11 protein-coding genes are annotated in these 12,958 nt (G+C 70.7%); 4 read left to right on the top strand and 7 right to left on the bottom strand.

Features of this window, described 5'->3' with window-relative positions; translation table 11 throughout:
- Positions 1–83: 83 nt before the first annotated feature.
- A complete protein-coding gene (locus tag ASC99_RS00055) occupies positions 84–746 on the bottom strand; it encodes a DUF6230 family protein (RefSeq protein ID WP_057226727.1) in 663 nt (220 codons plus the stop codon).
- Positions 747–1,278: 532 nt separating this feature from the next.
- Complete coding sequence (gene trxA, locus ASC99_RS00060) at positions 1,279–2,271, bottom strand: thioredoxin (RefSeq protein ID WP_057226729.1); 993 nt, start codon at positions 2,269–2,271, stop codon at positions 1,279–1,281.
- 350 nt (positions 2,272–2,621) lie between these two features.
- Between trxA and ASC99_RS00065 the strand changes: the two genes are divergently transcribed.
- Positions 2,622–3,356 (top strand): TetR/AcrR family transcriptional regulator, encoded by a 735-nt coding sequence (locus ASC99_RS00065; protein WP_057226732.1) that lies wholly within the window; start codon positions 2,622–2,624, stop codon positions 3,354–3,356.
- Between the two features lie 111 nt (positions 3,357–3,467).
- On the opposite strand, the gene ASC99_RS00070 is transcribed toward ASC99_RS00065, so the two are convergent.
- Together ASC99_RS00070 and ASC99_RS00075 are read right to left on the bottom strand one after the other, a co-directional pair.
- Positions 3,468–4,454, bottom strand: a complete 987-nt coding sequence (locus tag ASC99_RS00070) for an SDR family NAD(P)-dependent oxidoreductase (protein ID WP_057226735.1) — start codon at positions 4,452–4,454, stop codon at positions 3,468–3,470.
- Complete coding sequence (locus ASC99_RS00075) at positions 4,451–5,596, bottom strand: glycosyltransferase (RefSeq protein WP_057226740.1); 1,146 nt, start codon at positions 5,594–5,596, stop codon at positions 4,451–4,453. Before ASC99_RS00075 ends, ASC99_RS00070 begins: the two co-directional genes overlap by 4 nt.
- Positions 5,597–5,661: 65 nt before the next feature.
- On the opposite strand from ASC99_RS00075, the gene ASC99_RS00080 reads away from it, so the two are divergent.
- Positions 5,662–6,348 carry a response regulator transcription factor gene (locus ASC99_RS00080; protein ID WP_057226743.1) on the top strand — a complete coding sequence of 229 codons (687 nt, stop codon included), beginning with the start codon at positions 5,662–5,664 and terminating at the stop codon, positions 6,346–6,348.
- The gene (locus tag ASC99_RS00085) at positions 6,345–7,697 is read left to right on the top strand and encodes a cell wall metabolism sensor histidine kinase WalK (RefSeq protein ID WP_200948253.1); all 1,353 of its coding nucleotides are present in this window, start codon (positions 6,345–6,347) and stop codon (positions 7,695–7,697) included. Before ASC99_RS00080 ends, ASC99_RS00085 begins: the two co-directional genes overlap by 4 nt.
- Positions 7,698–7,786: 89 nt before the next feature.
- Here the strand turns inward: ASC99_RS00085 and ASC99_RS00090 are convergent, their stop codons facing one another.
- From ASC99_RS00090 to ASC99_RS00100, 3 genes are all read right to left on the bottom strand, one after another.
- Positions 7,787–9,472, bottom strand: a complete 1,686-nt coding sequence (locus ASC99_RS00090; protein ID WP_057226746.1) for a methylmalonyl-CoA mutase — start codon at positions 9,470–9,472, stop codon at positions 7,787–7,789.
- 170 nt (positions 9,473–9,642) lie between these two features.
- Positions 9,643–9,975 (bottom strand): DUF3817 domain-containing protein, encoded by a 333-nt coding sequence (locus ASC99_RS00095; protein WP_057226749.1) that lies wholly within the window; start codon positions 9,973–9,975, stop codon positions 9,643–9,645.
- Positions 9,976–10,022: 47 nt separating this feature from the next.
- Complete coding sequence (locus ASC99_RS00100) at positions 10,023–10,529, bottom strand: MarR family winged helix-turn-helix transcriptional regulator (RefSeq protein WP_057226754.1); 507 nt, start codon at positions 10,527–10,529, stop codon at positions 10,023–10,025.
- A 513-nt stretch (positions 10,530–11,042) separates the two neighbouring features.
- On the opposite strand from ASC99_RS00100, the gene ASC99_RS00105 reads away from it, so the two are divergent.
- Positions 11,043–12,692: a M4 family metallopeptidase gene (locus tag ASC99_RS00105; RefSeq protein ID WP_057226757.1), complete on the top strand. Its 1,650-nt coding sequence runs from the start codon at positions 11,043–11,045 to the stop codon at positions 12,690–12,692.
- Positions 12,693–12,958 lie beyond the last annotated feature (266 nt).

Consider the following 12,958-nt stretch of genomic DNA (forward strand, 5'->3'; position numbering starts at 1 on the left):
GGAAAGTCGGAGAGGGTACGGCCGGGGCGGTTGTCCGCCCCGGCCGTGACGATCGGTCAGTCAGGTCGTCCGGGGACGGACCGTCAGCCGGCCTCGGGCATGTAGCACTCGATGCCCGCGCCCGAGCCCTTCTTGATGTTGAGCTTCAGGCCGTTCAGCTTGAAGCTGCCCGCCGTGGTGGCCCACGCGGTCTGCTTGACGTCGGTCAGGATGGCCGTGTCGGCGGCCTGGGCGAAGCCCCGGGCACCGGTGGGCAGCTTGCCCTGCTTGCGGACCAGGTCGACCGCGTCGCCGTCCTTGTGCCCGAGGGTGGAGGCGTCCTGGCCGATGTTGATGTTCTTGAACTCGGCGTCAGCCTTGAGCTCGGACACGTCCAGGATCAGGTTCTTGGCGGTGACCGGCTTGGCCGGGTCGCCACCGGCGTTCAGCACCAGGGTCCAGTCGCCGAGCGGACCGAGGTTGGTCTTCACCGACTGGCACATGTTGTTGATCGTGGCCTCGTCGAAGGTCGAGATCGCGATCGGGTGCGGCGTGCCGTTGACCTCGAAGTCGACCCCGCCGAACTGGGCGAAGTTGGTGCCCTCCAGGCGCGAGGTGGTGACCTTGAAGTCCTGGCCCGAGACGCTGAACGAGGCGGCCAGCGCGTTGCTCGCGAGGCTCACGCCGATGGCCGCGGTGGCGGCGATGCCGGGGACCATCACGAGCGCGAAGCGCTTCCAGCGGGTCTTGCCGAAAGTCTGGGACATGCGAGTCCTCCTTCTGGGACGTACATCTCCGGCCGTTCCCGGCGCGTCCCGCGCCGGCCAGGCTGGGATGGGAGAGAGCAACGTCCTCAATAGCGGCGACAACCTACGGCCACGCAGGGGTGCGCGGCCGGAAAGGGACAGGACCCGCTTTTCTGGGATCTGCGGATACCCCCCTGCCCTCAGCCGCCGACCGGAGCCGGCAGCCACCCGGTGGGGACCTCTGGGGAGAGGACCGGGCGTCGCCGATCGTGCTTGAATCCCAGGCGAAGTACAAGAGGTTCGTTACTGACGAGTAATCCAACATCAGTAACCGTCGATCATGAAATCCGGTGATTTCTCACGGAGAGTGACAATCTGGCGGGTAGTCAGTTCGGAAACTCCGTGGCAACACCAGCGAAACACCCTCTCCTCGTCACCGATGGTGATGAGGAGAGGGTGTGGTCAAGATTTGATAAAGGCCCACGAATCCGCGCGCATTGTCGCCAAATCACCCACGGCACCGCAGGTCATCGGCCGTGCCAGCACTGGGCGTTCAGAACAGGACGCGGGCCAGTGCGGCCCGGGCCGCGCCGACCCTCGGGTCCTCGGTGCCGATCACCTCGAACAGCTCCAGCAGCCGCAGCCGGGCGGTGTCCCGGTCCTCGCCGAAAGTCCGGCCCACGGTGTCCACCAGGCGCCCGAAAGCGTCCTCGACATGACCGCCCACCAGATCGAGATCGGCCGCGTCCAGTTGGGCCGCGACGTCCTTCGGATCGCCGGCCGCCGCCGCCCGGACCGCCGCCGGGTCGAACTGCTCGACCCGGTACAGCAGTTGGGCCTGCGCCAGGCCGAGCTTGGCCTCGGCGTTGCCGGGCTGGTCGGCCAGCACGTTCCGGTACGCCTGGACGGCGCCGCCCAGATCGCCCCGGTCCAGCGCGTCGTGCGCGGCCGCCAGCGCCGGGTCCTCCGGCGGCAGCGTGGCGGCGGGGGCCTGGCCCTCGGGCGCACCGGCACCGCCGACGATGCCGAAGCGCTGCTCGGCCACCGCGATCAACTGATCGATGATCTTGCGGACGTTGGCCTCGTTCTCGGCTCCCTGGAACAGCGGGACGAGCTGGCCGGCCACCACGGCCATCACGGCCGGGATGCCCTGGATGCCGAACTGCTGGGCGATCAGCTGGTTGGCATCGACGTCGATCTTGGCGAGCACGATCCGGCCCGCGTACTCCTCGGCGAGGCGCTCCAGGATCGGGCTGAGCTGCTTGCACGGCCCGCACCACTCGGCCCAGAAGTCGACCACGACCGGCACCTCGGCCGAGCGCTGCACGACCTCGGCCTCGAAGGTGTCCTCGTCGACGTCGAGCACCAGCGGGTACGAGACGGTGGGCAGGGCGACGCCGTCCGCCTCTGCGGCGGCGGCCTGGCGGGCCCGCTCGACCCTGGCCTGCTCGGCCTTCTGTGCGGCCTCACCAGCCGCCTTCACTGCGGCGAGATCGACCGCGCCGCGCAGGGCGGAGCTGTTGAGACCTGAATTCCGTGGCTGCATGGCACTATCCTCCCCCGTCCGCACCAGTGACGTGTGCCAACCGCCGGGAAAGGCTCGGGGGCTTTCCGGTCCGGCGTCGGCGGGAGTCACCTCCCCGGTAGTCGAAGGAGTCCGGCGCGGATCCCCATCCGCGCCCCGCGCCCACCCGATCCCTGGGTCGGCGCGTGGTTGTCGCTCTATTCGCTACGAGTCGTAGCGTATCTGCATCCGGGGCAGGTGCCGCAAGCCCTTCCGGGCAACCGAGGACGTGAGCTGCCCCACTTTCGGGGACCTTCCGGCTCCCACTACCGCCGGTATGTCGCTACCGTGTGCAGCTCAAGTTACTCGCAGGTAAACCGCAAGGAGGCTCGGTGGCCCCCACCACCCGGCAGCCCACCGCCTCTGCCCCCACCGCCCCGGCCGCGCCCGCGCCCGCCCGCGGCAAGGGCCGGCCCCGCAGTGCCGCCGCCGACCTCGCGATCCTGGACGCCACTCGCGCCGCACTGGCCGAACTCGGCTGGGGCGGGCTGACCATGGGTCACGTCGCGGCCCGGGCCGGCGTCGCCAAGACCACCCTCTACCGCCGCTGGCCGTCCAAGAACGAGCTGGTGGTGGACGCGGTGGCCTGCCTCTTCGACGAGCTCGAGATCGTCGACCTCGGCAGCCTGCGGGCCGATATCGAGGCCGTGGTGCTCAGCTTCGCCGAGCTGCTGGCCCGCCCGGAGACCCAGGCCGCCCTGCTCGCCCTGTTCGCCGAGGGCTCCCGGGACCCACAGCTCCGCCGCCGCATCCGGGAACGGATCGTCGACCCGCAGAAGCACCTGGTCCAGCGGGGCCGGGCGAACGCCCAGCGCCGCGGCGAACTCGGCCCCGACCGGGACGAGGTGACCGCCGCCGAGGAGATCGCGATCATCTTCGACACCATCGCCGGCACCGTCGAACACCGGATGCTGGTCAGCGGCGAACCCGTCACCCCGGAGTGGATCCACCGCTTCACCTCCCTCCTCCTCCACCCCCTGCCCGGCCTTCTGACAGGCGCTCAGCCAGCCACCACCAAGGGCTCGGGGAACTGCGACGCCGACCTCGTACAAGGTGATCCGTCGTGAATGGTCAGGCACTTTCGCAGTGACCCGAACACCAGACCTCCGCGCCCCGCGGCGGAGCCGCAAGTCAGCAGAGCCCCGAGCCCCTGGCGTGTGCCACCCAAGCGTGTGCCTTTAGACCTGGTAGCGGTCCGGGGCGAAGGCGTCCAGGTTGGCCGCGACCCACTCCGAGGTGTGGCGCAGGCCATCCGTGAGGGACACCCGGGGCTGCCAGCCGGCCAGTTCGCGGGCCCTGGTGTTGTCGGAGAGCAGCCGCTCCACCTCACTGCCACTGGGCCGCAGCCGCGACGGGTCGACCACCACCTCGGCGTCCCGGCCGGAGGCGGCGATCAGCTGCCCGGCCAGCTCCCCGATGGAGATCTCGGTGCCGGTGCCCAGGTTCAGCACCTGGCCGACCGCGCGGTCGGCCAGGGCTGCGGCCAGGAAGCCCTCGGCGGTGTCGCTGACGTACGTGAAGTCCCGGGTCGGGGTGAGCGAGCCGAGCTTGATCTGCCGGGCGCCGGAGTGCAGCTGGGCCAGGATGGCGGGGATCACCGCACGGGCCGACTGCCGGGGACCGTAGGTGTTGAACGGGCGGACCACCGAGACCGGGAGCTCGAAGGCGTGCCAGTAGGAGAGCGCCGCCATGTCGGCGCCGATCTTCGAGGCCGAGTACGGCGACTGCGGCTGGAGCGGGTGCTGCTCACTGATCGGCGCGGTGATCGCCGTGCCGTACACCTCGCTGGTGGAGGTGTGCACCAGCCGGGCGCCGTGCCGCAGGCAGGCCGCCGCGACGTTCTGGGTGCCGACCACGTTGGTCTGCACGTACGCCTCGGGCGACTGGTAGCTGTACGGGATGCCGATCAGTGCGGCCAGGTGGAAGACCGTGTCGCAGCCCGCCACCGCGTCCTGCACCCGGCCCGCGTCCCGGACGTCGCCCGCGAGCATCTCGACCTGACCGGTCCTCAGATGAGCCGCCAGGTACCCGCGCTCGGCGTACGGCTTGTAGTGCACCAGCGCACGCACCTCGGCGCCGCGCTCCACCAGCAGGTCCACCAGGGTCGAGCCGATGAAGCCCTCTCCGCCGGTCACCAGGACCCGCTTGCCGGTCCAGTCGTTCATGCCGCACTCCTCGTCTCGTGCTGGTGCTGACGGACCGTCCGCAGCACCTTTGCCGCCAGTAGGTCCGCCGCCTCGGCGTGCGTCCCCGGGTCGGCGGCCCGACCCATCACGGCCAGCCGCGCCGGGTCCGCCAGCAGCGGTTCGACCAGCGCGGCCAGCCGGGCGGTGGTGCACTCGGCGTCGGGCAGCAGCAGCCCGGCCCCGGCGTCCGTGAGCACCCGGGCGTTGTGGGTCTGGTGGTCGTGCGGTGCGTGCGGGTACGGCACCAGCACGGCCGGTACGCCGACGCTGGCCAGCTCGGCCACGGTGGCCGAACCGGCCCGGCAGACCACCAGGTCGGCGGCGGCGTACGCGAGATCCATCCGGTCCAGGTAGGGGACGGCCTCGGCCACCGGGTTGGCGCCGAGCCGCTCACGTACCGCGTCGAGCGCGGCCGGACCGGTCTTGACGAGCAGTCGGACGTCGGAGCGGGCCCGCCACCGCTCGGCCAGTCCGAGGGCCGCCTCGGTGAGCCGGGCCGCGCCCAGGCTGCCGCCGTTGAAGAGCAGCAGCCGCGCGCCCGGCGGCACCCCGAGCCGGACCCGGGCCTCGGCCCGCAGGGCCACCCGGTCGAGCCCGGCCACCGCACCGACCAGTGGCATGCCGACCGTCTCGGCGTCCGCCCCGGACGGCAGGTGGTCCCTGGTCCGGTCGAAGGCCAGCGCCAGGTGCGGGGTGAGCCGGGCAGCGAACCGGTTGGCCCGGCCGGGCACCGCGTTGGACTCGTGCACCACGCTGGGCAGCCCGGCCAGCCGGGCGCCGACGATCACCGGGGCACTCGGATAGCCGCCCATCCCGACCGCGACCTGGGCCCGCTGCGCCCGGAGGATCTCCCGGCACTGCACACCGGACTTCAGCAGCGCAGCGGGCAGCAGGTAGCGGCGCAGGCCGAGCGAGGCGTCGAACGGGATCATGTCCACGGTGTGCAGCCGGTACCCGGCGGCCGGGATCAGCTCGGTCTCCAGGCCGCGTTCGGTACCGACGAAGGAGATCTCCGCCCCCGGGTCTGCCCGGCGCAGCGCCTCGGCCAACGCGAGGCCGGGGTAGATGTGACCACCCGTGCCGCCCGCACCTATCACCACCGACAAGCTCTGTTCTGTCATGACACCAGAGCCTGACGAGGCGTAGTAAGAGAGTTCTAATAGCCGCATTTGCGATGCTTGTCCGCATGAGCAGCCCGCAGAAGGTCCTGGTGGTGGACGACGATCCGGAGGTCCGCGCCGCCGTCGAGGACGGCCTCGCGGTGTCCGGGTACGCGGTCCGGGGCGCCCCCGACGGACTTGCCGGGCTGGCCGAACTGATGGCCTGGCAGCCGGACGCCCTGGTGCTGGACGTGATGATGCCAGTGCTGGACGGGCTGGCGGTCTGCCGCCGCCTGCGGGCGCTGGGTGACCGCACTCCGATCCTGGTGCTGACCGCCCGAAGCTCGGTCAGCGACCGGGTGGACGGCCTGGACGCGGGCGCCGACGACTACCTGGTCAAGCCGTTCGCGCTGGACGAGCTGACCGCCCGGCTGCGCGCCCTGCTCCGTCGGGCCGCCCCTGCGGAGCCCGAAGGTGCCTACGCCTTCGCCGATCTGACGGTCGATCCGGTCAGCCGGACCGGCCGCCGGGCGGGCCGGGCGGTGGAGTTCTCCCGCACCGAGTTCGCGCTGCTGGAGTTGCTGCTGCAGCACCCGGGGCAGGTGCTGCCGCGCGAGCTGATCATGGACCGGGTCTGGGGTGCCGACTTCGGGCCGGACTCCAACTCGCTGGCGGTGTACGTCGGTTACCTGCGCCGGAAGCTGGAGGCCGGCGGCGGACCCCGGCTGGTGCACACCGTGCACGGCGTCGGTTACCGGTTGGACACCCCATGAGCACCCACGCCCGCTGGCGTCGCCGCAGGCCGCTGCGGACCCGGCTGGCGCTGGCCACCTCGGCCGCCGTCGCGCTGGTCACCCTCGGGGTCTGCGCCGCCGCCTTCACCATCATCCGCTACGAGTTGGTGCACCAGCTCGACCTGAACCTCACCCAGCACGCCACTCTGGTCCAGCAGCAGTACCGGGGCCAGGGCCCGCAGACCGTCTACGGCGAGTGCGGCTACCTGGCCGCCCCGGCCTGCACCCAGATCGTCCCCGCCAGGCCCGCCGAGGACCCGGGCGTCCCGTACCTGCTGCCGGTCACCCCCGCCACCCGGCAGGTCGCGGCCGGGCAGCGGGCCGCGTACTACTCCGACGTCACGGTGAGCGGCCATCCGGCCCGGATGCTCACCACCCGCTTCGGCCCCGGGCAGGCCGTACAGGTCGCGCTGCGGTCCGACACCGTGCAGCAAGGTGTCCGGCAGGCCGGGGAGTTGATGGCGGTGGTGGCCGGCGCCGGCATCCTGCTGGCGGGCGGGCTCGGCTACGCGGTGGCCCGTACCGGGCTGGCCCCGGTGGCCCGGCTGACCGCGACCGCCGAACGGATCGCCGAGACCCGGGACGCCACCGTCCGGATCGACCTGCCGCAGGGCCGGGGCGAGGACGAAGTGACCCGGCTGGCCGGGGCGTTCAACACCATGCTCGGCGAACTGGAGCAGTCCGTCACCGCCCGCCGCCGCCTGGTCGCGGATGCCTCGCACGAACTCCGTACCCCGCTGACCGCCCTCCGCACCAACGCCGAACTCCTCGGCCGGGTCGAGCAGTTGACGCCTGAGCAGCGGGCCCGGGCGACCACCGGTCTGCAACGACAGCTGCGCGCGGTCACCGGCCTGGTGAACGACCTGATCGAACTGGCCCGGGACGAGGAACCCCAGGCCCTGGTCGAGACGGTCCGGCTCGGGCCGCTGGTGGCCCACTGCGTGGACACCGCACGCGGGCACTGGCCCGGCATCCGGTTCGACCTGACCGGCAGCGAGGTCACCCTGGACGGCGTACCGGCCCGGCTGGCCCGCCTGGTGGGCAATCTGCTCGACAACGCGGCCAAGTTCAGCCCACCCGGCGGCCCGGTCGAAGTCGCCCTCACCACCCACGAGTTGACCGTCCGCGACCACGGCCCCGGCATCACCCCCGAAGACCTCCCACACGTCTTCGACCGCTTCTACCGCGCCTCCGCCGCCCGCGCCCTCCCGGGCTCGGGCCTCGGCCTCGCCATGGCCCAACAGATCGCCAGAGCGCACGGGGCCACCCTCACCGCCGAAGCGGCCCCGGGCGGCGGCGCCCAATTCCGACTCACCTTCGGAAGGTAGGGGCTCGGGGAACTGCGACGCCAACCTCAGCAAGCGCTGCACCCACGTAAACGGCCAGGCACTTTCGTGACCCGAGCCCCTCAACAACCTCAGAACATCGCGGTCTCGCGGTAAATCCCCCACTCGTCGCGGAGCGCGTTGCAGATCTCCCCGAGTGTGGCCTCCGCGCGGACGGCGGTGAGCATCGGCGGGATCATGTTCTCCCCCGACCGCGCAGCGGCGAGCATCTCCGCCAGCGCGGCCTGCACCGCCGCTTCGTCCCGCGCCGCCTTCCGCGCCGCCAGCGTCCTGACCTGCTCGCGCTCCACCTCGTGGCTGACCCGGAGGATCTCCAGCGCGGGGGTGACGCTGCGCGGGTGGCAGTTGACGCCGACCACGCGCTTCTCGCCCTTCTCCACACCCTGTTGATAGGCGAAGGCGGCCTCCGCGATCTCCCCGGTGAACCAGCCCTCCTCGATCCCGCGCAGGATGCCCGAGGTCATCGGCCCGATCGGGTGGCCGTCCGTCGCCTTGTCCAGGATGCGCTCGAAGATCGCCTCGGCCTGCTGCTCGATCCGGTCGGTCAGCGCCTCGACGTACCAGGAACCGCCCAGCGGGTCGGCCACGTTGGCGACGCCGGTCTCCTCCATCAGCACCTGCTGGGTCCGCAGCGCGATCTCCGCCGCCTGCTCACTCGGCAGCGCGAGCGTCTCGTCCAGCGCGTTGGTGTGCAGCGACTGCGTGCCGCCGAGCACGGCCGACAGCGCCTCGACGGCCGTCCTCACCACGTTGTTGTACGGCTGCTGGGCCGTCAGCGACACACCCGCCGTCTGGGTGTGGAACCGCAGCCACTGCGCCTTGTCGGTCTTCGCGCCGTACCGCTCCTTCATCCAGCGGGCCCAGATCCGGCGCGCGGCACGGAACTTGGCGATCTCCTCGAAGAAGTCCAGGTGCGCGTCGAAGAAGAACGACAACCCCGGCGCGAAGACGTCGACGTCGAGGCCCCGGGACAGCCCGAGCTCCACGTATCCGAAGCCGTCCGCCAGCGTGTAGGCGAGCTCCTGCGCGGCCGTGGCCCCGGCCTCCCGGATGTGGTAGCCGGAGACCGAGAGCGGCTTGTACGCGGGGATGCCCGTCGCGCAGTACTCCATCAGGTCGCCGATCAGGCGCAGGTGCGGCTCGGGAGCGAACAGCCACTCCTTCTGCGCGATGTACTCCTTGAAGATGTCGGTCTGCAGGGTGCCGTTGAGCACCGCCGGGTCGACGCCCTGGCGCTCGGCCGCCACCAGGTACATGCAGAACACCGGCACCGCCGGGCCGCTGATCGTCATCGAGGTGGTGACCTCGCCGAGCGGGATGCCGTGGAACAGCACCTCCATGTCGGCGGCGGAGTCGATCGCCACGCCACAGTGGCCGACCTCACCGAGCGACTTGGCGTCGTCGGAGTCGTAGCCCATCAGGGTCGGCATGTCGAAGGCGACCGAGAGGCCGCCACCGCCGGAGTCCAGGATCATCCGGTAGCGCTCGTTGGTCTGCTCGGCGTTGCCGAAGCCGGCGAACTGGCGGATGGTCCACGTCCGCCCCCGGTAGCCGGTGGCGTGCAGGCCGCGGGTGAAGGGGTACTCCCCCGGCCAGCCGATCCGCTCGAAGCCCTCGTACGGCTGCCCGGCGGGCGGGCCGTACATCGGCTCCACCTCGTCACCGCTCAGGGTGGTGAAGTCGGCCTCACGCTTTCGGGCCTTGTCGTACCGCTGTTGCCAGCGAGCACGGCCGGCCTCGATCTCCTCGGCGTCCATCAGACTCCGACTCCACTCCGTTGCGGCCGCTGCCTTGTGGGTGCGGGACCAGTTACTGCTTGGGTGCTGTCAATTTACTCGGACGTCCTAGTATCTGTCGATGGTGGCCCGAAGACGGAGAGGCGCCCCTCCCGTGTCGGGAGGGGCGCCTCTCTCGGCGTGACGGCGGGTCAGGCCCGGACGGGCTCCGCGTCGACGATCAGCGGGGCCACCTCGCGGGACACCTTGCGCTCGACGAAGAACACGGCGGTCGGGATGGTGCCGGCCAGCAGCACCCAGGCCAGCTTGCCCATCGGCCACTTGGCCTTCGAGCCGAGGTCGAAGGCCAGCACCAGGTAGACCACGTAGAGCCAGCCGTGCGCAACGCTCACCACCTGGGTGAAGGCGGCCGCACCCGAGACGTCCAGCGCGTACTTCCCGATCACGCCGAGGGTCAGCAGGATCAGGAGAACGCCCGTGACATACGCCAGGGCCCGGTAGCGGGTCAGCACACTCTGCTTCATGGCATCGAGGGTAACCGCCCTTACCGGGCGCCCCGCGCACAGGGCGGTCACTGCCGGAAGTCGCCCGCCGCCACCCGGAGCGGCCGCAGCACGTCGAAGATCTGCCGACACTGCTCCTCGTCGTAGCCCTCCAGGCCGAAGTCCATCGCCATCAGGTCCCGGGTGGCCTGCTCGACCGCCTCCCGGCCCCGGTCGGTGATCGCGGCCAGCACGCCGCGACCGTCCAGCGGATTGGGGCGGCGGGCCACCAGGCCGGCCCGCTCCAGCCGGTCGACGGTGTTGGTGACGCTGGTCGGATGCACCATCAGCCGCTCGCCGATCTTGGAGAGCGAGAGCTCGCCGGTCCGGCTGAAGGTGAGCAGCACCAGCGCCTCGTACCGGGCGAAGGTCAGCCCGTACGGCTTGACCACGGCATCCACCCGGCCGAGCAGGATCTGATGGGCGCGCATCACCGAGGTGATGGCCGACATCGAGGGAACTCCGCCCCAGCGGCTGGTCCAGAGTTCATCGGCGCGGGCGATCGGGTCGAATTCGAGAGCTAGGGGCTTGGCCACCCCTCCACCGTACCGGCGGCCCCGGCGGCGGGTAGCAGGTGTCCACGATGGCGGACAAGGGGGCGTCCTGGCGGAGTCCCGCCACCGCCCATTGCGGGGCATACCGGGACAGTCAGGCCACTCACCGGTTCGACAACTTCCTTACTGCTCAAGCGAGTTGCCGGATCTCGACCATCGGGCCGAATCGAATACCGTCGAAGTCCGCCACCGCCGCCCGATTCCGAGGGATATGCCGGAGTTTCCATGCGGACGATCCGGCCATCCCCGGAGCCCGGCCCGGTGGCGGGAGCTGGCCAACTCTGGGCCGAGACCTGTCATTTCACCATGTGCATTGTCATGCTTCTGGCCAGCCCCGTCACGGCACCGGCCGCCCCACCCACATCCGGCCGGATGCCGCTTGACCGCACGGAGCAGCACGTCAGCATCCGCTCCGCCCCGCAGGCACTAACCCCTGGTGCCCCGGAGCGAGGTGCGACCGCGCACACGCGGTTGATTCCCGGAAGGAACCCGTACGTGAAGCGAAAGCTGACAGTCGGAGCCGCACTCTCCGCCACGGTGATCCTCGCCAGCGCCATCCAGATCGGCGCCGGGACCGCCCAGGCAGCGCCGACCCCGGTGAGCAGCAAGGGCTCCACCTTCCAGCGCGCCGAACTCAAGGCGCTGGCCCAGTCGTACGCTCCGGCCGTGGCCAAGGCCGCCGGTCTCGGTGCCTCCGAGACGCTGGTCGCCAAGGACGCCGTGATCGACGCCTCCGGCGCCAAGCACCTGCGCTTCGAGCGCACCTTCTCCGGCCTCTCCGTGATCGGTGGCGACCTGGTCGCGCACCTGGCCCCGAACGGCAAGGTCACCTCGATCGACCGGGCCGCCGAGGCCACCATCGCCCTGCCCGGCCTGACCCCCGCCGTGCCGGCCGACCAGGCGGCCAAGCAGGCCACCGGCGCCGTGCAGGCCACCGTCGGCCTGACCATCGACCAGGACGAGTCGCCGCTCAAGGCCGTCACCGGCACCGGCAGCCCGGTCCTGGTGGTGTGGGCCCAGTCCGGCACCCCGCGACTCGCCTACCAGACGGTGGTCGAGGGGATCCGGGAGAGCGGCGTCCCGAGTGCACAGAACCTGGTCACCGACGCGGCGACCGGCGAGGTGCTCTCCACGCACGAGCAGTACCTCGCGGCGGCCGCCACCGGCAGCGGCAAGGGCGTGCACGTCGGCTCGGTCACCCTGACCACCAACTACACGGGCTCCACCTACGAGTTGAAGGACCCGACCCGGGGCAACACCCGCACCGTCGGCCTGGCCGGCGGCACCTCGGGCAGCGGCACGCTGTTCACCGACGCGGACAACGTCTGGGGCAACGGGCTGGCCACCAACATCCAGTCGGCCGCGGTGGACGCCCAGTACGGCGCGGTGGCGACCTGGGACTACTACAAGAACAGCTTCAACCGCCTGGGCATCCGCAACGACAACGTCGGTGCGGTCAGCCGGGTGCACTACGGCAGCAACTACGTCAACGCGTTCTGGAGCGACTCCTGCTTCTGCATGACGTACGGCGACGGCGCCTCCAACACCCACCCGCTCACCTCGATCGACGTGGCCGGCCACGAGATGACCCACGGCGTCACCGCCAACACCGCCGGCCTGGTCTACTCCGGCGAGTCCGGCGGTCTGAACGAGGCCACCTCGGACATCTTCGGCACCATGGTCGAGTGGTCCGCGGCCCTGTCGGTCGACCCGGGTGACTACCTGATCGGCGAGAAGATCAACATCAACGGGAACGGCACGCCGCTCCGCTACATGGACAAGCCCTCCAAGGACGGTGCGTCCAAGGACTCCTGGTACTCCGGAGTCGGCAACGTGGACGTGCACTACTCCTCGGGCGTGGCGAACCACTTCTTCTACCTGCTCTCCGAGGGCAGCGGCGCCAAGACCATCAACGGCGTCAGCTACAACAGCCCGACCTCCAACGGCTCGACCCTGACCGGCATCAGCCGTGCCAAGGCCGCCGCGATCTGGTACCGCGCGCTGACCGTCTACTTCACCTCCACCACCAACTACAAGGCCGCGCGCACCGCCACCCTGAAGGCAGCGTCCGACCTGTACGGCGGCACGGCGAGCACCGAGTACAAGGCGGTCGCGGCCGCCTGGTCCGGAGTCAACGTCAACTGACGCCCTCGCAGCAGCGCGCCGCAGCCGGGTCCCCAGGTCGGGGGCCCGGCTGCGGCGTTGCTAGCAGGTACCCGGCAGGACGATCAAGAGCACGGTCTGGCGAGGTCCCGCCAGCGTCGTTTCTGGTACATACCAGGACAGCAATCCACCGAAACACTGCCGCAATCTTCGTATTGGTCTGGACAGTTGCCGATTTTCGACGGTTGTTCAGGTTCCGTTCGCGTCGAAACTCCGCTTCCGCGCCGGGTTTTGACCGTTTTGTCGGT

Source organism: Kitasatospora sp. Root107, assembly GCF_001424875.1.
Classification (GTDB): Bacteria; Actinomycetota; Actinomycetes; order Streptomycetales; family Streptomycetaceae; genus Kitasatospora.